The organism is Pseudomonas asplenii, assembly GCF_900105475.1.
In the GTDB taxonomy this organism is placed as follows: domain Bacteria; phylum Pseudomonadota; class Gammaproteobacteria; order Pseudomonadales; family Pseudomonadaceae; genus Aquipseudomonas; species Aquipseudomonas asplenii.
Genome location: NZ_LT629777.1, coordinates 4146552 through 4171574, shown reverse-complemented (window position 1 = coordinate 4171574; position 25023 = coordinate 4146552). Strand labels below are relative to the sequence as shown.

Here is a 25023-nt window from a genome sequence, read left to right as displayed (position 1 = left end):
GTTGATGAAAGTAACGTGGGCCGGCAATCAAGCCGCGTGGGAAGAAGCGCTCAGCGTGACTTTCTGGTCCGCCAGCGAAGGCGGCAGCAAGGTGGTGTCGGCTACCCCGCCGTCGGCACTGAACGTGGACATGGCCTGAATCAACTGGCTCACCCCACTGCCGCCCACCGGCGCGGTACTGGCACCCGCGCCATAGAGCGACCCGATACCGACCAGATCCGTTTGATCCAACGTACGGTTGCTGGCCGTGAGCTGGTAGTTCATCACCGAGTTCTGATCGGCGTTATCAGCAAAGCCCAGTGCGTGACCGATTTCATGCTGCAGTACCTGAGACAGCGTGGCATCGGTACCGGCGTAGGTCTGTTGCCCATCGGCGCCAGTGGTCAGCACGTCCTGCGTGGTGTCCTCGACCCGGATGATCGCGTTTGCTTCCATCTGGCCGGCATTGGCCTGATAGCTGGTGTAACCCACCACACCGGTATTGGCAGTATCGAAATCACCAAAGCCGATCCGGATATCCGATTTTGAGGAATCAGACACTTCTTCGAACGTGACGCCTGGCATGGCGTTGGCCCAGGCGCTGAAGGCCGATTGAACGGCAGACGCCTCGGCTGCGCCCATGTAGCTGGAGAACGGGGCCGCCTGTGTTCCCGAGCTGTCTGCCAGGCTCCAGGTGATGACCTGCTGGTCCCATTTGGCGCCTTCGAGGACAGCAGAACCGGAGCCTGCGGTGGGTGTCAGCGCCGCAATGCTTGCCGCCTGCTGCTGAGCCGCCTCGGCTGATTGGGCTGCGGAGAAATTACCGTGGTTCAGGTCATATTGCGCGATAGAACCAATGCTGGACCCAACACGAGAGGACACCAAGGACTGTGTGCCGGCAAAACCGTATCCGCCACCATCGCCCCCACCGCCGTCGTCCCCGCCGCCGTAGCTGCCCGGCAGGTCGTCCCCAGGCCCGGTGCCTTCGTAACCATAACCGCCTATGACGTCCCCAGAACCATCAGCACCTGAGTACACCGTATCGGTTTCGTCGCCACTGCCATCCCAGTCGTAAAGTACAGAGGTACCATCTGTGCGGTTGTCGATGACCCGGTCGTTGGTGCCTGTCGCAGCAATGCTATCGTCATTACCGTCAATGGTCAGGCTTGTATTGCTGCCTGATAATGTGATCTGAGCACCGGATCCTATAAGGGTATCATTGCTCTCACCACTGCCGATGATAATAGTGTCATTGTTGCCAGCATTGATTGTGTTGTATCCCTTACCACCGGTTCCTTCGATATCCTCTAAGCTCAAGCTAGCACCGGACGCTAAATTAATCTGAGAAAAAAGCTCAGAAAGTTTCGCCGAGCTTCCTGTTGCTAAGGAAACAGTATCGTTATCGCCGATCACCGTTTCGCCGGTCCCCGCGATGTTTAATATATTGTCACCGCCGGTGACTGCCTCGTCATTTCCATCTAGAGTAACTGCGCCGGCAATAGCAGTAATGTTGTCGTTATTTTCGGAGTCACCGACAACAAGTGTTGAGATCATGGTTGGATCCGCTACAAAATACTGTACTGCGATTGTATTATAGCCACCACCATCGCTCACCAAGCTACCACCACGCTCGACGCTCATAGTGCTATTCGTAGCTTCCGCAACTGCCGAACCATAAACGGTTAACGAATCATTATCACCCGATACCGACTCATTATACCCAGCAGCAATAATTTCACCATTATCACCAAAAACTGATGCACCAGAACCATTTAGAGTTACGATACTGCCCACACCAGATATATTAACAATATCACCATTTTCATTATTAGAGCCGCTATAGCCACCCCCATCAAGAAGAGTACCTGCACCGTCTATATTGATGATATTGCCACCATCGCCATTCGCAAACAAAAAAGATCCCGAACTTAAGCTTGCAGTATTCTGGGAGCCTCCCATGACGGAGTTCGAACCCGCACCTAGATCAAGGGAATTATTACTGCCCTCCAAGTCTTCCGAAAGACCAGATACTACTACCGTATTATCATCACCATAAATTTCTGCATAATTACCAATTAGGTTTATCGCACTACCCATCGCGTTAACTGTGTCACGGCTAGCACTCAGTACAAGCACGTCATTGGCTGCAGCGTTGATTACATTATAGTAACCGCCATCACTCAAGCTTGAACCAGATGCCAAACTAATATTTTCATAACCACCTGACACCATTGCAGAAACACCGGAGTTCAATCCAACTGTATCGTAAGAACCCGAAACGGACTGACCAATGCCGCCCAAGGTAATATCATTGACACTACCCGATACAGATTCTCCCTCGCCGCCCAATATTAAATAACTGCCATTTGCAGTAATTTTGTCCCCGACCTCTCCAGCACCCGTTACAACTTGATCACCGAACTGTGAGTTAATATTATTATCATGACCATTATCACTGACCACGCCACCCCAGCTACCAAGATTTATGGTGCCATTAGCCAACGAAGCCGTCACAGTAACATAGTTTATATTCAATACGTCGTCACTACCGGCTACTGTATAGCCAGACCCATCTATGCTGAACGTATTCCCATCTCCTGAAACAGAGCTATTTGATCCAGAAAGCTGCAGAGAACTGTCTGTTGCGCTGAGGTTATCGTCATTGAGCGTAACCTCAACATTATCGTCGCCGTTAGCGATAATTGAGTTTCCTCCCACCCCAGAATCCGTCAACCTGGAGTTCTCCCCCAGATCAACAGCATTCTGCGTACCATTTAGCGATGCTGATGAGCCCCACCCCATTTCAACACTATTACTATCACCGTCAACGGACACCAGATCACCGTTAACAGCCAGGGTATTACCTGAACCAATAACCGTATTACCCGAACCATTGATCGTTATCTGGTCATTGGAAGCCGAGATCGTATCGCCACCCTCGCTTGAGCCAAGTACTATTGTATTGTCACCCGCAGCATTGACTGTATTTTCCCCACCAAAAGTAGCATTTAGAGAAGACCCTGTCCCCAGGTTGATCACCCCCTGAAACTCTGAAACCGTTTCGGATGTATCAGGATCTAAGTTAACTGTATCAGAGGGTCCAGATACATTTTCATTAGCCCCCACTAAATTGATTGTATCCCCACCGCGACTCACAACCCTCTCACCGGAACCATCGAGTGTAATCAGACTATTGGCAGCCACGACTACGTCATTGGTTTCACTGTCGCCGATAAGGACTGTATCGCCCGGGCCTGAGAAAATAACATTGCCACTGCCTCCATCGCTTATCACATTGGAGTCTGAGCCAACATTGACAGTGTTATTCAGACCTGTCACAACAGCGGAGCTATCATCGCCAAGACCGACCGTGTTTCCATCACCTAGCGCAAGATTATTCGCACCATCAAACGTAAACGCACTGTTACTGGCTGTAACCGTATTGCCGTCGCCATTGAGAACGTCAGCCAAATCACCTGGTTCATTCGAAATCGACAAGCTTTCGTTGTTCGCCGAAAGAGTGTTGCCCGCACCACTGATCGAATCTCCTGCGCCCAATAGCGTCAGGGTATCGTTGGCTCCCACCAGGTTGTTGGTGTCACCGCTGATGCTCGCTGTAACGTTCTGCCCTAGTGAAAAGGTACTGCCGCTTGCGCTGATGGCTTCTCCAGCATCGCCGTCAGCAATGGTGACAGTGCCGGTGCCGTCCAGTGTCAGCACATCATCATCGTCCGAACTGGTGAGGATGACATTGCCATCCTTCATCATTGTCAGGACGTCCCAGTCCGAGTCTTTTGATAGATTGATTGTGGCGTTGGCATCAGCGGTAATGTTATTGTAAGAACCGCCAACCGTAGCAGTACTGCCTGCTTCAACATTTACGCTAGCATTGTTGAAATCTGAGACAGTACCTGATCCATTGATGTCAGCACTGACGTGGCCGTCTGATGAGGTCACTTCATTGATATTGCCAGTAGGCAAGCCATTGGCATCGTAGCTTTCTACCTCTTGATGCTTCTCACCTTGCTCATCATAAGTGATGGTTGTCTTGTCCGTTCCCGTCGTTTCTCCATCACCCTTTTTTCTAACGGTAAGATAATCGCTATCCGTGCCCACTGTTGTAGTGGAAGTGCTGACAAGATCACCTTGCTCGTCATTCTCAATTACTGTTTTAATATTTTTATCATTAGGATCACTGTAAACTGTCTGAGTCGTGCTTCCATCAGTTCGATCAAGAAGCGTAGACAGGGTTTGACCACTCGGATCTGTTGTAGTGGTAAGATAGCTACCATCGCTTTCATTTTTTTGCGTCGAGGACAGTGAGACCAAATCTCCATTTCGATCCATGCTACTTGACTGGATGATTTTAAGATCATCAGGATCCTCATAGTGAGTATCAGTGCGCGAGCCATCCGACCCAATGTAACTCGTAGAGCTTAGGACACCGCCCTGATAGTACGCCCGATAATCGCTACTGCCACTAGAATCACTGGACTGAGTCTCTTTCTCAAGCAAGACACCACTGCCATCAAGAGTTGTCGTTACATAAGTATCAGGTGTATCACCAGCAACAGTCGAGGCAGTCTGATAGACCGTTCCATCTGCATTAGCCGAAATTGTATCAGTTAAATTTGAGTCACTTAAACTATTATAAATTGTTTTAAGCGTCGAACCATCACTTTCGATCACTTCTGAATCGGTGAGCTCCCCGATAGCATTCTTACTTGAAACAACACTACTACCATCAGCGTTAATTTCACTGGAAGTAGTCCCTAAAAAAAGTCCATCCTGCCCATATTGGCTCATTAGCGTTGTAACTGAACCACTATCACTACTAGCAGCTGAAAGTGTTTCGTACCCTATCAACGCTCCCTGAGCGTCACGAAAAACAGTTGTCGACGACCCATCATTTGCAGAGTTTGGCGTATTGACTACAGTACTTACAACGTTGCCGGTTGCATCAAGCAATACTGTTGTTGCGCTACCATCACCTGCAAACGTTGTGACATTGGACGAACCGTCAGAGTTTAAGCTTGTAACGCTAGCAGCGCTTAGTCCCCCATTAGCAGGAATCGATAGCTGAGTCCCATTGAGTGCAACCTGCAAGTCACCAAGAGAGTTTACACTCCAGCTTCCTAAAGACCCTCCAGTAGTTGGGTCTACAGCCACCACTTGGCCATTATCATCAACGCTCAGTTGTGCCGACAGCGAGAACCCGGTCGATGGCGAGTAACCCGATGCAGTACCTGTCGCGCTATCGTAAGACACAACATCACCGGTAACCTTATCGACTACTCGTACGGGATTGTTGTCACTATCATAACTGTAGGTCGCTCCGGAGGTGGACAGACTCCAACTACCATCAGGATTGTTTGTAACAAAAGAACCATCGACGGTTGTATTTGTAATAGGCTGAGCACTACGCTCTGCTTCAGTCTGCCATTCATTAAAGGTATCAACGCCGGCACTAATGGCACGGGCGGTCACAAAGGCCGCACCAACACTTGCAAAAACTACCACAGCGCCTGTTATTAATTCAGGGGCGCCTAATACACCAAGCACGACAGCTGTACCAGCACCTGCAACCTCTCCTGCCGAGTATCCCCCTGCGGCAGCAGCCACATCCCTAAAGAGCCCCGTCGCGCCATCATTTAATGCACCATAAGCCACACTTGGAATCGCTCCTTTTATGGCAAATGAATTATCGACCTGAGTAGCAGCTTCCTCCCCAACCTTGATTTCGGCACCTAACTTTGCACCTTGTGCGACAACCCCCCCAACGACGCCGAGGCCTAGTCCAACAGCATCCAAAACGTTGGGTGTAGCTGTGAATTTTCCCCAAAAGATTTCGCCTATCGTTTTCTCTGACATGCCCCACCCCTCACTTAGAAATAAAATCTATTATTTTCCTAACATCAAACAGCCCGTACTGACCAACAATCGACCACATCGCAACGCTCGTACCCGACGGCAAAATTAATGTAAACCAGACGAATAACTCAAAAAATATGTCGCCCTTATTAACTGTAACTCTTAGCCACCCAAACATATTATTCAGAAAAGAAAACGTAATGGCCGCAGCAAGCAATACAACAAAAACATACACATAAACATGAAGTAACACCCAAGCTTTCCTGACACTAATCCCTCTGAGAGCCACCATGCGCCGGTGAGCCTCCTCGCAACTAATAGCGGCAACCCTTCTAAACTTAACCATATAAAGGAGAGACAATAAATTATACAACGCAGTAAAAAAAATACATAAACCCATGATATTACGATAATAAACCGGATCAAGCTCACCAATCATTGGAGATGTCCGCACCTCAAGAAAGACCCAACCCAGACTGTCTATGAGCGGGCTCACAACTTTATCCGCAATAATCCTATAGGCTGGAAAAAAGCTGCCCAACAATGCATATGCAAAAAAAACAACAGAACTCACAAGCACGAAAGGTCCCGTCCGAAACCAAGGAGCTCGCGATCGCAGCTCATCCACATCCACTTCAGATCTTATAATTCCAGGCGAATCCATTACGTTGCTCCTCTGGTAAATCGTTAAAACTAAGAACCCACGTTAGACTCACACACTCAAAAACACGCACACGCAAAAAACTAGCGTTCTCTCAACGCCTCGCTTTCGTACTTCAACAGCGGCGTCAGCAGGTATTCGATAATCCGTCGCTGCTCGGTCTTGATCTCCACGGAGCTGGTCATCCCCGGCTCCAGCTGAATGCGCTTACCGTCATCGACAATCTCATGCGCCCCAAGCTGAATACGGGCCGGGTACACCAGTCCCAGCTTGTCGTCCTTCACCGCATCCTGAGAGATCGACATGACCCTGCCAGCGATCGTCCCGTAGTGGGTGTATGGAAAGGCATCCAACTTGATTTCGGCGTCCTGCCCCGGACGGACAAAGCCAATATCCCGGTTGAGAATCTGCACATCGACTTCCAACCCAACATCGTCAGGCACGATCACCAGTAAGGCTTGGGCTGGGGTCACCACCCCCCCGATGGTGTGCACCGCCAGTTCCTGAACAGTCCCACTCACCGGAGCGGTCAGGTGGGTTTGACCCTGCCGTTGGCGGGACTTGGTTTCATCACCCTGGTCCTGGGCCAGTTGCTGCTGGGCCTGGTTGAGCAAGTCGAGTTGCTCACGACGAAACTGCGCAATCGCCGTATCGATATCGTCGCGCTGCTCCTGGATGGTGGCCTGCAGTTCCTTGGCATAGCTCTGCTGCCCGGCCAACTCCTGCTCCTGCTCGATGCGCGCCTGCATCTTTTCCAGGTAGGCATGCCGTGGGACGTAGCTTTGCTGCAGCAGGGTCTTGTAGTCCTCTTCCTCGGCCCGAGTCATTGGCAGGGTTTGCTGCAGGCTGCTGATCTTGTGCTGGGTGGTCTGCAACTCCTGCGTGCGCTTTTGTAGTTCCGAACGAAGGCCGGTGAGCTTGCTGCGCTGCTCGTAAAACGCACTCTCGGCAAAGCGCTGGGTATCGCGCTGGCGATCCTCGCTCGCGTCCTGAACCACCGCGACCACCGGCGCCCGGTTGGTCGTCTGTGTATCCAGCAAGGACTGGGCACGGTTGATCACCAGCATCGCGTCGATCCGCGCCGTCCTGGACTTGCTGACATCGGCGGTGGCCTCGGTCGGGTCCAGGTCGATCAACGCCTGCCCCTCGGTTACGTGCTGGCCGTTGTCGACCATGATCGCCTTGACGATGCCCGCCTCGAGCGGCTGGATGGTCTTGCTGTTGCCATTGGGCACCACCTTGCCCTCGGCCACGGCCACCACATCCAGCTTGCCGACGATGGACCAGATCAGGGCGATTGCGAACAACAGCATCAACATCCACATCAAGCCACGCCCAATGGGCGACGCCGGCGTTTCGAGTACCTCCAGCGCCGCAGGCAGAAACTCAACCTCGTCGCGCTGGCGTTGCAAGGTGTTGCCTTGGGCTTTCTCAGCCTCGAGGGCAGCCTGGGCAATGTCGCGGTAATGCCGCAGGCGCGGGAAGAAGCGATCAAGCAGCGACATGGAGATGCCCCGTCTGATGGCGCCACAGTGAGGCATAGCGGCCGTTCTGTTCGAGCAACTCGTCGTGGCTGCCCTCTTCGACGATGGCGCCCTTCTCGACGGTGATGATGCGCTGGGCGATCCTCACGGCGGACAGGCGATGGGCGATGATGAACACCGTGCGCCCTTTGCAGATCTGGTGCATGTTGCCGTGGATGATCGACTCCGACTCGGCGTCTAGCGCCGAGGTGGCCTCATCGAAGATCAGGATCTTCGGCTGGGTGGCCAGGGCCCGGGCGATGGCAATGCGTTGTCTTTGCCCGCCGGACAGTCCGTTGCCACGCTCGCCCAGTTCGGTGTCGTAGCCCTGTGGCAGCTCCAGGATGAACTCATGGGCCCCAGCCAGTTCCGCGGCTTCGACTACCTGCTCCAAGGGCATGCCAGGTGAGGCGAACGCAATGTTGTCGCGCACCGTGCCCTTGAACAGCATGTTCTCCTGCAGGACCACGCCGATCTGTCGGCGCAGTGACGCCGGGTCGAGTACCGACAGATCCATGCCATCGATCAACACCCGCCCGCGCTCGGGCGAGTACAGCCGCTGAATCAATTTGGTCAGGGTGCTTTTACCGGATCCCGAGGGGCCGACGATGCCGATCACGCTACCCGCCTGAGCCGTCAATGAGAGGCCACGCAGAATCTCTGGACCATCGGTGCGATAGCGAAACACCACTCGGTCGAAGACCACTTCGCCTTTGACCGGCGGCATCGAGGCTTGCCCGGCAGAGACCCCGGACTCGGCCTTGTTGTCGAGGATATCGCCCAGCCGAGCCATGGACAGCCGTACCTGCTGAAAGTCCTGCCACAGCTGCGCCAGACGCAGAATGGGCCCGCTGACGCGACCGGAGAGCATGTTGAAAGCGATCAGCTCACCGACCGACAGATCACCACCGATCACCAAGCGGGCACCGAACCACAACAGCGCCGCCGTGGTGAGTTTACTGATCAGCGACGCCACCTGATTGGCCGAGCTGGACAGACTGGAGGCCTTGAAGGCGCTGGACACATAGGCCGCCAGTTGCTCCTCCCAACGTCTTTGCATCAGGGGTTCGACGGCCATCGACTTGAGGGTTTCGATGCCGGTCACCGACTCGACCAGGAACGACTGGTTTTCCGAGCTGCGGCGAAACTTCTCATCGAGTCGTGCCTTAAGCACGGGCGTCACCAGCACCGACAAGGCGACGTAGCACGGCAGCGAGATGAACACGATCAAGGTCAACCATGGCGAGTACGTCAGCATCACCGCGAAGAACACCAGGGTGAAGAACATATCCATCGCCACCGTCAGCGCGTTGCCGGTGAGGAAGTTGCGGATGTTTTCCAGCTCACGCACCCGCGCCACGCTGTCGCCTACCCGCCGGGCCTGGAAATAGGCCAACGGTAACCCCAGCAGGTGGTTGAACAGACGAGCGCCCAGTTCGACGTCGACCCGGTTGGTGGTGTGGCTGAAGACGTAGGTACGCAAGCCACCCAACAGCGCCTCGAACACGGAAATGGTGACCAGCCCAAACACCAGAACATCCAGGGTCGACATCGACTTGTGCACCAGCACCTTGTCGATGACCACCTGCATGAATAACGGCGAGACCAGGCCAAACAACTGCAAGAAAAATGACCCGGTCAGCACTTCCAGAAATTGCTTGCGGTACTTGACGATCGACGGAATAAACCACGACAGATCAAACTTTCCACCGCCTTGCGCCAATACGGCACGCGAGGTGACAAGGATCAAACGACCGGACCAGACTTTTTCGAAGTCACTCAAACTGACCTGATAGGTCCGCTGCTGTACTTCATCGTGTAGCAGTACTTGATCGTTCACGCACTTGGCCAGCACCAGGTATCGGCCATCACTCATCTCGACAATGGCCGGGAGCGGTGTCTGGGCAAGGCGGCTGATCTGAGTGGTGGTGGCGCGGGCCTTGAGGTCGATCTGTCGGGCCAGGCGCACCAGGGTCAGGGTATCGACCGCCCGGGAGAGCCCGGACAGGTGCCTGAGGCGTTCAACGCTGACTGCCACGCCCGAGAGTTGAGCAATGACCACGAGGGAGGCAATGCCGCTGTCGCCCTGGGTGGTTTCAGCTGACTGTGGGGGCCTGTCCATTGATGCGCTTCCTGACACAAAAAATCCCTAGACCAGCATTCCTGCCAGACTTCGTAACAAACTCGATACTTAACAACACTTCAATGTTTTTGAATGAGAACGACAACTGAATGAGTGGATTATTAAAATCCTCCTCTGCCCTGTGTTAATCAGGCTTTGAAGTGTTATCAAAACGCCATATTTCTATCAGGCAATACGGGGCTTTTCCTTCGAATTCTCTCTCAAGCACAGTTTTTAACATTTCCATTCAGCTACGGTTCAGAATGAAAAAGCCAGATGAAACTTTATGGTTAAACCCAAAAATGGAATGGTTGTTGCTATATCAGAAAAGGACAATATCGAACTTTATAAGATGAAATTCTTGTCATTTTTAGCCGATGCCCATAATGGGGGGGCAATCGCCAATAAACCCGTCGTACGCGGCCTGAAAAAATGCTGAGGACGGCATCGCCGCAACACCTGACCGATGCCACCCAACTTGCAGCCCCCTCACTCGCACAGGATGGAATCGCCACCATGCGAATGATCGCGACTTGCGAAAAGCACATTCCGCGATCCAGTTTTCTTGCTGTGATGGGATGAAGCACTGAGGAGAATTTGAGGCTTCTCTTTCAGGAGCCTCGCCATGTCTCAACGTCAACACATGCTGTCAGCGGTCCCAACTGCTGCCACGCTGAAAAATGCCCGACCGTGGGCAGGCGGTGTCAGGTCTCTCTACACCGTCCTCCTGCATGGCACCTCAAGCGCATTCAGCCCATCGGTTCAACGCTGCGGACAGCCACTGGCCGCTGAGTATAACGACGTCTCTCCAAGGTGTGCCCAGGCACCTGCGGTGAAGCCATGAACATAGCCACGCACAAACACCTCAAGCTCCTGGGCCTGATTCTCTTCGTGCCCCTGGTACTCGCCCTACTGAGCCTGCTCGTCGGCAGCCTCGTGACCCTCGGTGGTCTTTCCCTCATGCGCGTCGCGGAATGGCAAGCGTGGCAGATCCATCACTACTGGTATTTCCTGAGCGCCCGCATCGTCTGCTTCAGTCTCGCCGCGTGGGGATGGGTCGGGTTGCGCCGCAGGACGCTCAGGGTTCAGCCAGCCTTTCTCCCCAGATTGAAAAAGGCCGAGGTGACTGCGGTCTTCGGCATCCTGCTGATCGAGCTGATGCGGGTCTTAGCGTTGTGGGAGGAATTGGTATGACGCTCTATACCAACGACTACCTGGAGTACTACCTGACCCTGGTGGGCTGGCTGGTCAGCAACGGCATCTGGAACGTGCTGATGGACTCAGGCTTCTTCGCGCTACCCTTCCTGGTCATCCTGCTGCAGGAGTGGTTCAAGGCGCGCGAAGAAGGCGGTGGCGCGGATGCAGCGCTGGCCGCCATTGCCAGTATCGAGCACCGTTTGTGGTTGGCGACTGCGGTAGTCATGCTTGCCGGGGTGCCCTTCATTACGGTGAGCCTGAGCACCCTGAAGTTCGACAAGAGCCGCTCGGAGCAATGTCAGCACCAGTCGCCCTTGCCCCAGGACACCGGCTGGGGGAAATCCTTTACCACCCTGAACGGCCAGAGCGCCAAGGTCCCGCTCTGGTGGTTCTTCGTGCATTCGGTGTCCAAGGCGATCAGCGGCGCCGCCGTGGCCGCCATTCCCTGCGGGACGGATCTGCGACAGATGCGTATGGAGGTGAACAACACTCGGCTGAAAAACCCGCTGCTGGGTCAGGAGGTGGCCGACTTCATCAACGACTGCTACGGCTACTCCCGGGCCAAACTGTTCATGAAACCACCGACCCTGACCGAGGAGCAGACCCACGACATCAACTGGATAGGTTCGCGGTATTTTCTGGAGAAAGAGGGCTTCTACGACATCTATCACTCCAAGACTCCGCGTGCTCAATGGCCCTACGATCCGGTGCGGGACGCGGGCCTGGCAAAAGTGCCCGGCGGTGGTGGCTACCCGACCTGTAAGCAATGGTGGAGTGACGACAAGGAGGGATTGAAAAGCCGGGTGCTTGCCGAAGTGGACAGCTCCCTACTAGAGCGCTTCACCAAGTGGGCCAGCTTTACCAGCAAGGACAAGGTGGATGAGGCGCTCATTCGGCAGGTGGTGTCACCCAGGAATCAGCAAATGACCCAGGGCAAGGTCTATACCGACTACGGCGGCCGGGTCGGGTCTTCGATACCGGACGCTGCCGCCCGTGTGACCGGGGCAGTCGGTACGACGATGGGGACGCTGACGAACATGCCGGCCATGGATGTGGTGCGCCAGGCGCTGCCGATGGTGATGGCCTTTCTGAAAATGGCGCTGGTGATCTGCATTCCGTTGGTGCTGGTGCTCGGCAGTTATGACCTGAAGGCGATGATCACCGTTTCAGTGGTGCAGTTCGCGATGATCTTCGTCGACTTCTGGTTTCAGTTGGCACGCTGGATGGACAGCACCATCTTTGATGCCTTGTACGGGTCCGGCTCGCCCCATGCGAACCTGAACCCGTTGATGGGGTTGAACAATCAGCAGGCTGATTTTTTGTTGGGGATTGTGATGGGGGCAATGTTCCTTGTGATGCCAACATTTTGGATAACCGCTCTCGGCTGGGCGGGACTTCATGCTGGATCAGCTCTTCGAGGATTCGCTGATGGAACGGGCGATGCTCGACAATACGGAGGCGCAGGCACAAACGCACTGAAGAAAGCTGTAAACAAGTTATTATCTGGAAAGTAATAAATTAGAACTAAGGTTTATGATCAAATCTAGGATCATGAATATAATCAGGAGAAAAGCGGTCAGGGCAGAAATCTGTATCATCAAACTTATTTTCTTCTGCGCCGAAATCAGACTCAGAACTCAATATTTCTTTGAGTACATAAATTCCAAAAACCACAATTACCCCCCAAAACGCCAAGAGCAAAAACGCACCAACCAACGACAGCCGTATCAGCCATCTCATCAAGCCCGCCAACGCGGCGGGCAGACCTTTCTTCACCCCCCAGCGAATCACCGGTTCCTCGAACCTGAGATAGCGCCTGGAGCACCAGCCATAGACGTAGCCCAGCCGATAGATAAGTCCTTTTTTCTTCGCTTTGGCAGCCATTTTTCTGACCTCGTGATTGATAACGCTCTTGCCGTACACCTTGTCGGTACGACGCTCAAATCAGCTTGGCAGAGGGTCGGTCCAAGGACTCGTAGGACCTTTCCCAAATAGCAGTAGATTCGACATCCAGCAGCAGAAACGTGCGGTTCATTCAGCCAGCGGCAAGACACCGCTCCTCCCTTGAGTCAGTGACAGCCCTACCCGGCTACCCCACATAATCCGCCAAAAGAAAGCATCACCCCTAACAGCCTCGTTTCAAAAGAACTGGTCGACCCCTTTGACAGATGGTGCCCGATTATCAGCGAGCACCGCTTCGTCCATACCGCAAAGCGTCAGGTGACCACCCATTCCCGAAATAGAAATTGCCATCACTGCAGAGACCCGGCTTACTTGAGCGAATAAACCGTGCACTTGAATCGTAGGCGAGCACTTCAACATGATGGGTCATGAGTGGTTGACAGGTGCCGGTCTGGTTTTCCTCGGAATCATCACGGGATTCATCGGGACCAACACGGGAGGAAGCGTGTTTTTAACCGTCCCGGTGATGATCTGGCTGGGGATTGCGCCTCAGTCATCAATCGCCACCGCGCGCCTGGCCTCGGTAGGCACCATGATTGCCGGCCTGCGCCACTTTCATCAGCAGGGAAAGGTCGATTATGCGCTGGCCATTCCGGCTGCCGTACTGGGGTTGGCCGGGGCTTTGGGAGGCGCGAGCCTTCTTCTTCAAATAGATCCCGCACTGCTGCATAAAGTCATTGGCGGGCTGACATTGCTGCTCGTCGCCCTGTCCCTTATAAAAAAACCTCATCGCGACAAAACCCCTCCCTCAGCGCTCAGGCGTCTGTTTGGCTATCTCCTGTTCATCCCAGTGGGAATGATCGGCGGGTTATTCGGTGGGCAAGCCAAACTCTCGACGTATTTATTCATCATCTTTTTCAGAAAAACCATCAGCGAATCGGTAGGCACCCGCAAAGTCGGCGGGCTCGTCCTCTCCGTGGGCTCACTCATCATTTTCGGTGTCAGCGGCATCGTGAACTGGCAGTACGGCTGCTGTCTGGTTATTGGCACGCTCTTGGGGGCAAATGCCGGCGCGAAATTTGCGCTAAAGAAAGGCGACCAATGGATGGAGTCCGTTTTCAATATCGTCGTGATCGCGCTGGCATTGAGGATGCTGTTCTGGTGAGCAGAAAAGGCTTTAACCGATCACAGCCCAGACCCAGCCCCTTGAAACGCCTCTGTCGTCATGCCCACCCCAGCGTCATCAGATACAACACGCCATACCGGGCAGCCTTGGCGACGGTGACGATCGCCAGGAAGCTCCACCAGGGTTCACGCATCAGGCCCGCGACCACCGTCAGCGGATCACCGATAACCGGCACCCAACTGAGCAGCAGCGACCATCGGCCATAACGATGATAGGTGTTCTGAACACGCGCCAGCTGTTTGTCGGAGACCGGGAACCAGGCCTTGTCCCGCCAGTGTTCCAGATAACGTCCGAGCACCCAGTTCACCAGCGAACCGGCAACGTTACCGGCTGTGGCGACACACAGCAGGGCAAAAGCCGAATGCTGCTTTGCCCAGAGCAACGCCACCAGCACGGCTTCCGATTGCAGCGGCAACAGCGTCGCGGCGCCGAACGCCGAAATGAAAAGGCCGAGGTAGCCGGTTGTTTCCCACATGATGTCAGCCCGTCAGGCCTGGTCTGCAACCTGGCATGGGTCTACCTCGCAGAGATTGGATGATGGGCCTGAGCCGGCGCCCTTTCGCCACCGGCTAGTGCTTGTTTTTCTTCTTGGTGAGGCTTTTCATGCGAGCGCTGGCCTTCTGCACCGTCGCCATCTTTTCCGGGCGCTTCATGCCGCGCCATTTACGGATTTCTTCGCGGGTGCGGCCGCAGCTTACACACATTTCGCTGTTCAATTGGCACAGCGAAACGCAGGGGTTTTCAATGTCCTTTGCCATGTCTACCACTCGGCCCTTGCCGTCAATTCAGTCGTGACTATCCAGCTCAAGGCAGGAGCCTGAAAGCTCAGGCTACCCGGTATTCAACCGTGAGATGGGTCACTTCATGGACCGGCGCCAACGCCGTGCGAACGTCATCGGCCGACAATTCCGTGGAGCCCAGCACACTGACGATGGCGGCACGTGCCTGCGGGCCAACCCGCCAGACATGCAAGTCGGTGATCCTGAGCGTTCCAGACTGATCGAGCAGTTCCCGGATCTCCTCGGCCACGTGCTCGTCGGTCTTGTCCAGCAGCACCGAAGCGGTGTCCTGCATCAACGTCCAGGCCCAGCGCGCAATGACCACGGCGCCGACGATGCCCATGATTGGATCCAGCCAGACCCAACCGAGGTACTGACCGGCCAGCAGCGCAACGATGGCCAGCACCGAAGTCACCGCGTCGGCCAACACGTGGACATAAGCGGAGCGCAGGTTGTTGTCTTCGCCGTGGGCGTGCCCGTGATGATGGTGACCATATCCATGATCGTGGCCGTGTCCGTGATCATGACCAACACCGCCAGCCAGCAGCAGCGCACTGACAATGTTCACGATCAGGCCGATAACCGCAATCAGCGTGGCGGTCCCGAACTGGACCTGGGTCGGTTCGAGCAAGCGCATGACCGACTCGATGCCGATGCCCAGCGAAATCAACCCGAGAATCAGCGCCGAGGCGAAGCCGCCGAGGTCGCCCACCTTGCCGGTACCGAAGCTGTAGGCGGTATTCCCGGAATGCTTGCGCGCAAAGGCGTACGCCGCCGCCGCGATCCCCAGCGCCCCGGCATGGGTCGCCATGTGAAAGCCGTCAGCCAGCAAGGCCATGGAGCCGGTGATGTAACCGGCGGCAATCTCACCCACCATCATCACGACCGTGAGGATCACCACCCAAAGCGTGCGCCTGGCGTTGTCATCGTGGCCGGCGCCGAGGAAGTCGTGGGCATGCCCGTTATGCGTAGTATTCATGTCTGCCTCACTTCGAATAACGGCGAATGGCTTCAAGCAGCTCTTCAACGCCTTGCGTGCGCTCTTCGTCGGTCAGCCCCGCCTTCGCGACGTGCTCGCGGGCGTGGTCTTCGATGATCTCGTCAAGCAGCCCATTGATCGCCCCACGGGTGGCGGCCACCAGGTGCAGGGTCTTGGCGCAGTCGGCATCCCCTTCCAACGCCCGCTCGATGGCCTGAACCTGGCCGGCGATGCGTTTGACCCGCTTGAGCAGATCGTCCTTGTTGGATTTGATGTGACTCATAGCATACCCCCCTACCCTATATCGAAGGATATGATGCCGCCCGGGTCCAGGGGTTGGCAAGGGTCAGTTGGGGGCGATCGGCTGGTTTGCATCAGGGACGGGGATTACTGATGTGACGCATGACCTCGAAACAGGTGATCAGAGTCACGGTGAAGGTGACGACAGTCGTCAGCGGTAGCGCCCTCCCCCAAGGTCCTGCTGCGGGTCAACGCTTCGCTGGGCTTCAAGAGAAAATAGATCCGCCCCTTTCCAGTCGATATCATCAAAAAAATAGTGGCATATCGCCCCATCAACACCTATGGTACTCCAGTCGCCCCAGTACAAGGATGTTAAACATGACAACTTATTTTGAAGATACCATTTCAAAAATTTATGGTGATAAAGACGACTTCATAATAATCGGACTGACTGGGCAAACAGGTAGCGGTTGTTCAACCGTGGCGAGCATCCTTTCAAAAGAGCAAGAACATATAAAGCATTCCTTATACAAAGGGAACACACCAAACAATAACAGCCAAAGAAAACAAAAAATAATATACAAATGCTTTGAAAAAACATGGACCCCTTTCATATCAATACAAGCCAGTTCAATCTTAACACTACTGCTTAGTGAAAAAAACGTTGAAGAAGCTGCAAGATTTATAGGAAGCGTAGCAGAGCTAACCATCGAACTGCAAAAAGCAATAATAGATACGATTAAAACAATAAAAGACTCGCACAACGATCTAAACCTACAGGACATTAACTCCCTGAGGCTTTTTTACACAGAATTCCTACCAAATCAAAATAACGAACTAAAAAGAAAAATCGGCGGCGCTGGCTATGTCTCTCTATTCCAAACGATAGGAAACAATGTCAGAAATTCTGGAGACCCAACTTCACACGAAGTAATTGGGGGAAATTTCTTTTCTTTGGCCGAAAAAATTAACAAAATAATCAAAGACATACGCAAGGCTAGAAACAAAGGCGAAAGAACATTCATAGTGATAGATGCTATCAGAAACCCATTCGAAGCAATCTATTTCCAAGATAGATACTCATCATTTTATTTGATGGCGGTCTCCTGTGAAGATGAGCAGCGTAAAACTAGACTTAGGGCACTGGGATACACGGACAACCAGATAAAAGAGATGGATAGCGAAGAGTACGGCGATAGAAAGCTAACCGAAAAGTCAACATATATAAAGCAGGACATCCAAGCTTGCTTACAACGTTCCGACTTATATATTAGTAATCCAAACTCAAGCAATACGGTTTCACATTTCAGTTTACTAGCAAATCAGGTGATAACCTTCGTTTGCCTGATGATTCGCCCTGGATTAGTTACACCGTCACCATTAGAAAGATGCATGCAAATTGCTTACACCGCAAAACTGAATTCAGGCTGTATTTCTAGACAAGTCGGTGCTGTAGTAACGGATAAAAATTTTTCAGTCCAGTCCGTAGGATGGAATGACACACCTTTTGGGCAAGTACCTTGCAGCTTGAGAAATAGATTTGACCTAGTTAATGGTCATGACCAAGAAGCATACTCCGAATATGAGAAAACCGACGTCAAATACATTACCAGATTCACCAAAGAGAGTAAAAACTACAAAAAAATAGAAAATACAGGAAGAAATATCTCATATTGTTTTAAAAGTGAGTACAACGACTTGATCGGTGAAAAAAATCAAGTACACACTCGCTCGCTACATGCAGAAGAGAATGCTTTTCTACAGCTATCAAAATATGGCGGCAGAGGCATAGAACACGGAAAATTATTTACAACCGCAAGCCCCTGTGAACTTTGCGCAAAAAAAGCATATCAACTCGGAGTAAAAGAGATTTACTACATAGATCCATACCCTGGAATAGCAATGACCCACATTCTCATGGGTGGAACCAACAACCCAGAGTTAATTCTTTTCTCTGGCGCCATTGGAAAAGCATTCCATAATTTGTATTCGTCAAAAATGCCTTATAAAGACGAGCTGAATGCTCTATCACTATAAGGGTATCGCCAGAAAGAAGAACCCGCTAGCCGATTCAATCAAGATCAAAAGCAACCGCACCCTGCTGTTCTTAGCTGTCGGGGTGCATTGTAGGGCTTAGAAAAATAGCAATCGCCAGAATCACATGTCATGTAAGGGGGTGGTTTATTACTCAAAAAAATTTAGTACCATACGAAAAACTCCATAGCTCGGTCAGTTGCACGGCAGACTACCGTTTTAACTCATATAGAAGGCTAAACAGTTTAGAGGGTGCTTCAAATGTTGCCTTAATATCGACCTCTACAGCATTAATAGTTGTATCTTTGTAAGCGCTCCATAAACCCCACATTCAAAGCACTAAGCTAACGCGGGATGCTGGGCTCCCGATACTCTCAGGAGCCCGTGCGCCATGATGCGACCCGACGCCAAAGTCGAAAAAGTGTACCTCTACCCCAAACCTGTAGACTTTCGAAAATCCATCGACGGACTGGCTGCGCTGGTCGAACTGGATATCAAGGTTGCCGTGTTCGACCCGGTACTTTTCGTTTTCCTCAACAAGCCGCGCAACCGAGTGAAAATCTTGTACTGGGAGCGCAACGGCTTCTGCCTTTGGCTCAAACGCCTGGAATCAGAGCGATTCAAAACATCGCCCGATGCCACCGACGAGGCGATTGTCCTCACCGTCCAGGAACTGAACTGGCTGCTCGACGGTTTTGACCTCTGGCGTAACCGTCCCCATCAGGTTTTGACGCCGCGATTCGTGGCCTGATTCGGTATAATCCAGGGCATGAAATCCATGCCCGACAACCTTCCCGACGATCTCCAACTGCTCAAGCAAATGCTTGCGAAGATGCAGTCGCGGGTCGGTTTTCTAGAAGAAGAGAACGCATTGCTGCGCCAGCGCTTGTTCGGACGCAAGTCCGAGCAAACAGCCGATCCGGCCACACCGCAGTTGGCGCTCTTCAACGAAGCCGAAAGCGTCGTCGAAGCTATCGACGAAAACGCTGAAGAAGAGGTTGTCGCCCCCGCCAAGCGCCGTGGCAAGCGCAAGCCGCTGCCTGCCGATCTGCCGCGCATCGAAGTCATCCACGAACTGCCCGAGCACGAACTGACCTGCGCCTGCGGTTGCCGTAAACACAGCATTGGTGAGGAAATCAGCGAGCAGCTTGAGATCGTGCCAATGCAGATCCGCGTGATCAAGCATGTGCGCAAGATCTACGGTTGCCGTGAATGCGAAGCCGCCCCAGTCACTGCGGACAAGCCTGCTCAACTGATTGAAAAAAGCATGGCCAGCCCCAGCGTTTTGGCGATGTTGCTGACTACCAAATACGTTGACGGTTTACCGCTTCATCGATTTGAAAAAGTGTTGGGTCGCTACGGTATTGATATCCCGCGCCAGACTTTGGCTCGCTGGGTGATCCAGTGCGGCGAACACTTTCAGCCGCTGCTGAATTTGATGCGCGACCGGCTACTGGAAAGCCGCGTCATCCACTGCGACGAAACGCGCGTGCAAGTGCTGAAAGAACCAGATCGAGAACCGAGCAGCCAATCCTGGATGTGGGTGCAAACCGGCGGCCCACCGGATAGGCCGGTCATCCTTTTTGACTACTCCACCAGCCGTGCGCAGGAGGTGCCAACGCGCCTGCTCGAAGGTTATCGCGGTTACGTGATGACCGATGACTACGCCGGTTACAATGCCTTGGGCGCGCAGGACGGAGTTGAGCGTCTAGGCTGCTGGGCGCATGCGCGACGCAAGTTTGTTGAAGCACAGAAAGTGCAGCCCAAAGGTAAAACGGGACGTGCGGATATCGCGCTGAATCTGATCAACAAGCTGTATGGGATCGAACGCGACTTGAAGGCCAGTAGCGACGCTGATCGTAAAATCGGCCGTCACGAACATAGCCTGCCGATACTGGCTCAGTTGAAAAGCTGGATCGAAAAGACGCAGCCCCAGGTCACCGCTCAGAATGCCTTGGGCAAAGCCATCAGTTACCTCGCAAGTAACTGGAGCAAGCTGGAGCGATACGTCGAGGAAGGGTATTTGCCGATGGACAACAACGCGGCAGAACGCGCGATCCGCCCCTTCGTGATCGGAAGAAAGAACTGGCTGTTTAGCGACACGCCCAAGGGCGCGACGGCCAGTGCTCAACTTTACAGCTTGGTCGAGACTGCCAAAGCCAACGGCCAAGAGCCTTATGCGTGGCTGCGCCACGCACTGGAACGCCTGCCAACGGCGACTTCGGTTGAGGATTACGAAGCCTTGCTGCCGTGGAACTGCGAACCTCGACTTCACAGCTAAGCGCTTTACCTATCTTTAGCCAAGTGGGGTTTATGGAGCGCTTACGTATCTTTCATCGTGGCTTTGTACAGCACAAATCTCGGGAAAGACGAAATCTACATAAACATCGGACAGAACTGTCTTCCTATCATAATGCTAGCGTTATCTATCTTGGTTTCTGGTGCAAAATATGGCACACGCGCAGAAAAAATCCATGAGTGCGCTCAAGCGCTAAATCACTTTAAAAAATTATTAAAATACGATATTGAAGATAGCACATTCACCCCCTCTGCAGAAAACTTTAAAAATTACGCAAAACGTTATGCCAAGATAATTGCCAAACACGAAAATCATAGCAAAATGGATTTGAACATAGAGCACATAAGAACTATAAAATCTAAACTACTTCCAAAGCCGCTAGCAGAGCTAGTTGCTAGCTTGATTGGCCGCGGGCTGCTTTACTACTTCTATTTGCTAATGTCTGGAATGTCAGTTGGTTGGATGTCCCTCGGAATTTACCTAGCAATTAAAGGGGCCACACCTTGCTAGATCAGAACTTTACCGGGAAAAGCTTATTACGATTAACATCAATTAAAGACGTTATCAGATTCAAGCTTGGCAGGAAGCGCAGTGACTATCTAGAAAAGCTTGATCTAGTGGCAAAAAATATATTAAATGAAGGATGCGACTTCTCCAGTCTTTCTTTTTATATAAAAAAAGGAAAGAAAATCTTCAAACCACAATCACTAGAAAGCGTATACAGCCTGAGGCGTGTCAATAAAATATTAGGACGAATATACAAAGTCAAACAAGCGGACCGGGACACTATAACCAGGCAAATAAGCTCTTTAATCTCAGACACTAGCCACTACACCATAATAAAAGGAGATATCAAGGGGTTTTATGAATCAATCCCCAGAGAAATAGTTATATCTAAAGTTGAGTCCAACCGAATTCTTTCATACCAAAATAGAAGAATCATAAGACAGGTCTTCTCCTGCCCTACAGTGTCGGGCACGCGTGGACTCCCAAGAGGCATCAGCATAAGCGCCTCACTCTCGGAATTGTATATCCGCGAATTCGATAGATATGTTAGAGCATTGGAAGGGGTCTATTATTATGCGAGATACGTTGACGATTTTATAGTTTTTTGCCATACACAGAGCGATGAAATTCTAGAAAAAGTTGAAAAAAAACTTAAAACCCTCGAGCTAGACATAAATCATAAAAAAATAAAAAAAATACATTCAGAGCATGTATTCAATAAGGTTCAGCGCCTCAACTTTTTGGGTTATGAACACGTACTCGATCAGACCTCAACGCCTATAATACGAATTTCAAAAAACAGAATAAGAAAAATAAAAACACGCATTGCCTTATCATTTCTAGATCTCGCTAAAAACAATGATACAAACTTACTCTGCCTTCGTTTAAAATTCATTACAGGCAACTATCTAATTCGAGAGCCATCGAGAACAGACAACACATCACAAGGCTTGATGGCTGGCTTCTACTACAACAACAAAAATTTATCCGACCCCCAACAAATAAAAGACCTTGACACATACTTAATGAAGCTATGCCGTTCTAAACGAGGCAGTATATTTAGAGCTGTTGGTTCAAGATGTATGCGAGAAGCCTGCATTGCAACGCAAGGTATAAGTTTCAGCAAAGGTTTCAATCAGCGGATGGTTTACGCAATTGCCAAAACTGAGTTCACAAACATCAAGGAATGCTGGAAAAGAGAAAGTGGATATGAGAAGCCATAAGAAAGAGGTAAGACTCAAAAGAGTTTATAAATCTAATTATCGCCGAGTGCTCCTCACAGAGGTTCTTCCGTACGAGGTTCCAATTCTCCTAACAAACGAAGGCTTCTATTCAAGATCAACTGAACAACAGACTGAAGGTCTTCTAGGCGAAATACTGAAGCCAGGCAAAGAAACACACCCGTTCACCTACAAAATTGTTAAGAGTTCCTCAAGTTATAGAACACTTCATCTTATACACCCTTCCAGCCAACAAGATTTTGTGGACTTTTATAAAACTTACAGCAGTTTGATGTGTGGACTTACTGCCAGGAGTGAATTTAGTTTGCGCGCGCCTGCTGAGGTGGCAACGTGGTATTACGAACCAGATAATACCTTACGTGACAATTCAATAAAAGACGAAGGAACTGAAGCCAACGTAGATGAAGCAATGGCTGTACAATTCAAATATGCAAGTTCTTTTTTCCTATATAAAAAATATGCATTCTTATACAAATTCTATGATTCGTATGAATTTCATAGACTAGAAAAGAAATTCAAAAAACTTTTAAAGTTCGACATATCCAAATGCTTTGATAATATTTCAACCAAAAGACTTGGAGAGGCGGTCAAAAACGAAATCTACCATAAGGAAAACTTCGGAAAGAGTAACTTCGAAAACAAATTCTCCAAACTAATGGAATCTGCAAATTTTGGTCGGAATGACGGCCTAGTGATAGGGCCAGAATTTAGTAGAATTTTTGCCGAGATAATACTCCAAAATGTAGATAAAAATGTATTTCAAGAAAACCTTCATCTTCAGGGCAGTTATGACATAAGGCGTTATGTAGATGACTACTTTTTATTCTACAATGACGACAAGATCGGCGAGCACATACTCAGTGAGTTTCAGGACTCATTAGAAAAATCAAAGTTATACCTCAACGAATCAAAGATTTCGCGACATAGAGCTCCATTTCTTACTGGAATTACAATGGCAAAGAAAGATATACAAGATATCTTTTCGGCGCTATTTGATACCTTTGACGAATCCAAAAAAAGCGTACCCTCAGACGCCGAGGCGACAGAAGGTACAGATAACCATACTGACCAACCCGAAGAGAAAATAACCTTTATTAAATATTTCAAAGGCCCTGGAGTCGTTTCAAATAGACTTATACGAGACATCAAGGCCATCGTTCGAAGTAATGAAATTGAATTTGAAAACATTACCGGCTATTTTTTTACGGTCATAAAAAACAAAACCCATGAGGTGCATGGATATAGCGCCGCACTGGATGAAAAACAACAAGAAAATGTTCTAAAATTTCTATTAGTAATTATCGATGTGACTTTTTTTGTGTATTCGATGGACGTTAGAGTCAGAAGCACATTTCTGGTTAGTCAAATCTCTATAATCTGCTGTAGAATCGCAAAGTTAATGAACCCTGCATACGGCGATGAGATAGTAAAAAAAATACAAGACGAAGTAATATTTACCATGAAAAACAAGAGAGCTGACAGGATCTCTTCAGGAGTAGAAGTTATCAACCTCCTTATTGCCCTGAGGGAAATATCTGGAGAAGAAGACTTAGTTTCAGCCGAAGACATTTCAAAATTCATATTCAATGAACCTACTGAAAAAATTAAGAACACCAACTACTTCCAGATAGTATCAGTCTTGTTCTATATAAAAAACAATTCAATTTATGGCGACCTTAAAACAAAACTGAAATGCATTATCATAAAAACATTAAAAACCCAAAGAGCATCTATATACTCAGAATCATCACACATATTATTGGACTTAGTACGCTGCCCGTATCTAGATAGAGAATTTAAGTCACGAATGATAAACTGCTCTTTTCAGACTGAGTTTGGCAGACGTCCAACGTCATCAGAGCTAAAAAGAGAATATAAAGCAATTTTTCAGCACGACTGGTTTATAGATTGGAGTGAGGCGGGGATTAAGATCGAAAGGCTTCTTCAGAAAAAAGAGTTGAAAACAGCGTACGAGTAATGTCAAAATACCACTGCAGGCGTGCTTACAGGTCAAGAGCTAAATACCCATGCGAGGCTGTTTCTCCCATGATGATTCCGGCATTTATGCCGGACACACACCAATAACTTTACCTCAGCGCCTGCCTCTTCCCTATACCCTACCTTATGAAAATAAACTGGTAAGTTTAGCTATTCTGGTGAATTATTACTAGCGCTCCGCACGAAAATTATCTTCGTAGACGGTGCCGCTAGCATGCAAATTTGACTATAGCTGCATAACCTTTCGTGAGCTTACATTAACAGGTCGCCATGCGATGATGTCCCTTCAGATAGTCGAAAATAAGGAACGAAAAGGGGTAGACTTGAATGGCACTTATTTAAAGCCTAACTGCTTGAAACGAAAGTGAAAATTGTGTACTGGTGAATGCGTTGTCGTTGATGGATCCGGCGTCTAGGATTCATGAGGGCTGCACCCTTGGTGCTTGGTATTTGTTCGCAACTATCCAGATCAGCCTTCTTTATTTTCGCTTTCAGTTCAAGCGCT

The 25023-nt window shown here is 50.8% G+C and carries 19 protein-coding genes; 10 read left to right on the top strand and 9 right to left on the bottom strand.

What is annotated here, in order from left to right:
• Positions 1–27: 27 nt before the first annotated feature.
• The 4 genes from BLU37_RS19200 to BLU37_RS19185 form a co-directional block, all read right to left on the bottom strand.
• Entirely contained in the window at positions 28–5850 is a 5823-nt protein-coding gene (locus BLU37_RS19200; protein WP_090207652.1) for a matrixin family metalloprotease, read from the bottom strand.
• Between the two features lie 10 nt (positions 5851–5860).
• Complete coding sequence (locus tag BLU37_RS19195) at positions 5861–6514, bottom strand: hypothetical protein (RefSeq protein WP_090207650.1); 654 nt, start codon at positions 6512–6514, stop codon at positions 5861–5863.
• Between the two features lie 80 nt (positions 6515–6594).
• A complete protein-coding gene (locus BLU37_RS19190; protein WP_157696391.1) occupies positions 6595–8016 on the bottom strand; it encodes an HlyD family type I secretion periplasmic adaptor subunit in 1422 nt (473 codons plus the stop codon).
• The gene (locus BLU37_RS19185; RefSeq protein WP_090207644.1) at positions 8003–10156 is read right to left on the bottom strand and encodes a type I secretion system permease/ATPase; all 2154 of its coding nucleotides are present in this window, start codon (positions 10154–10156) and stop codon (positions 8003–8005) included. Before BLU37_RS19185 ends, BLU37_RS19190 begins: the two co-directional genes overlap by 14 nt.
• A gap of 286 nt (positions 10157–10442) precedes the next feature.
• On the opposite strand from BLU37_RS19185, the gene BLU37_RS29075 reads away from it, so the two are divergent.
• The 3 genes from BLU37_RS29075 to BLU37_RS19175 all read left to right on the top strand — a co-directional run bounded on the left by BLU37_RS29075 (position 10443) and on the right by BLU37_RS19175 (position 12867).
• A complete protein-coding gene (locus BLU37_RS29075; protein WP_157696390.1) occupies positions 10443–10595 on the top strand; it encodes a hypothetical protein in 153 nt (50 codons plus the stop codon).
• Positions 10596–10996: 401 nt separating this feature from the next.
• Positions 10997–11350, top strand: coding sequence for a hypothetical protein (locus BLU37_RS19180; RefSeq protein WP_010453061.1), 354 nt, complete (start codon positions 10997–10999; stop codon positions 11348–11350).
• On the top strand, positions 11347–12867 hold the full coding sequence (locus tag BLU37_RS19175; RefSeq protein WP_090207642.1) for a conjugal transfer protein TraG N-terminal domain-containing protein: 1521 nt from the start codon (positions 11347–11349) through the stop codon (positions 12865–12867). The genes BLU37_RS19180 and BLU37_RS19175 overlap by 4 nt, the downstream gene beginning before the upstream one ends.
• Positions 12868–12877: 10 nt before the next feature.
• Here BLU37_RS19175 and BLU37_RS19170 read toward each other — a convergent pair whose 3' ends face one another.
• Positions 12878–13237, bottom strand: a complete 360-nt coding sequence (locus BLU37_RS19170) for a DUF3742 family protein (RefSeq protein ID WP_090207639.1) — start codon at positions 13235–13237, stop codon at positions 12878–12880.
• 436 nt (positions 13238–13673) lie between these two features.
• On the opposite strand from BLU37_RS19170, the gene BLU37_RS19165 reads away from it, so the two are divergent.
• On the top strand, positions 13674–14420 hold the full coding sequence (locus tag BLU37_RS19165; protein WP_090207637.1) for a sulfite exporter TauE/SafE family protein: 747 nt from the start codon (positions 13674–13676) through the stop codon (positions 14418–14420).
• A 58-nt stretch (positions 14421–14478) separates the two neighbouring features.
• On the opposite strand, the gene BLU37_RS19160 is transcribed toward BLU37_RS19165, so the two are convergent.
• The 4 genes from BLU37_RS19160 to BLU37_RS19145 all read right to left on the bottom strand — a co-directional run bounded on the left by BLU37_RS19160 (position 14479) and on the right by BLU37_RS19145 (position 16482).
• Positions 14479–14916, bottom strand: a complete 438-nt coding sequence (locus BLU37_RS19160; RefSeq protein WP_010453055.1) for a YqaA family protein — start codon at positions 14914–14916, stop codon at positions 14479–14481.
• Positions 14917–15010: 94 nt separating this feature from the next.
• Positions 15011–15199, bottom strand: coding sequence for a DUF1289 domain-containing protein (locus tag BLU37_RS19155; RefSeq protein WP_010453054.1), 189 nt, complete (start codon positions 15197–15199; stop codon positions 15011–15013).
• Positions 15200–15266: 67 nt separating this feature from the next.
• Positions 15267–16199 carry a CDF family Co(II)/Ni(II) efflux transporter DmeF gene (gene dmeF / locus BLU37_RS19150; RefSeq protein WP_090207635.1) on the bottom strand — a complete coding sequence of 311 codons (933 nt, stop codon included), beginning with the start codon at positions 16197–16199 and terminating at the stop codon, positions 15267–15269.
• A 7-nt stretch (positions 16200–16206) separates the two neighbouring features.
• Positions 16207–16482 carry a metal/formaldehyde-sensitive transcriptional repressor gene (locus BLU37_RS19145; RefSeq protein ID WP_010453050.1) on the bottom strand — a complete coding sequence of 92 codons (276 nt, stop codon included), beginning with the start codon at positions 16480–16482 and terminating at the stop codon, positions 16207–16209.
• 335 nt (positions 16483–16817) lie between these two features.
• Between BLU37_RS19145 and BLU37_RS29345 the strand changes: the two genes are divergently transcribed.
• The 6 genes from BLU37_RS29345 (at position 16818) to drt3b (ending at position 24498) form a co-directional block, all read left to right on the top strand.
• A complete protein-coding gene (locus tag BLU37_RS29345) occupies positions 16818–18476 on the top strand; it encodes a hypothetical protein (RefSeq protein ID WP_197678397.1) in 1659 nt (552 codons plus the stop codon).
• A 388-nt stretch (positions 18477–18864) separates the two neighbouring features.
• Entirely contained in the window at positions 18865–19224 is a 360-nt protein-coding gene (gene tnpB, locus BLU37_RS19135) for an IS66 family insertion sequence element accessory protein TnpB (protein ID WP_004883347.1), read from the top strand.
• Positions 19225–19242: 18 nt separating this feature from the next.
• On the top strand, positions 19243–20754 hold the full coding sequence (tnpC, locus tag BLU37_RS19130) for an IS66 family transposase (protein WP_090202057.1): 1512 nt from the start codon (positions 19243–19245) through the stop codon (positions 20752–20754).
• Positions 20755–20811: 57 nt separating this feature from the next.
• Positions 20812–21282, top strand: a complete 471-nt coding sequence (locus BLU37_RS29070) for an SLATT domain-containing protein (protein ID WP_157696389.1) — start codon at positions 20812–20814, stop codon at positions 21280–21282.
• Positions 21276–22502 (top strand): antiviral reverse transcriptase Drt3a, encoded by a 1227-nt coding sequence (drt3a, locus tag BLU37_RS19125; RefSeq protein ID WP_090207633.1) that lies wholly within the window; start codon positions 21276–21278, stop codon positions 22500–22502. The genes BLU37_RS29070 and drt3a overlap by 7 nt, the downstream gene beginning before the upstream one ends.
• Positions 22435–24498 carry an antiviral reverse transcriptase Drt3b gene (drt3b, locus tag BLU37_RS19120; RefSeq protein WP_172833036.1) on the top strand — a complete coding sequence of 688 codons (2064 nt, stop codon included), beginning with the start codon at positions 22435–22437 and terminating at the stop codon, positions 24496–24498. The genes drt3a and drt3b overlap by 68 nt, the downstream gene beginning before the upstream one ends.
• The last annotated feature ends 525 nt before the right edge of the window (positions 24499–25023 follow it).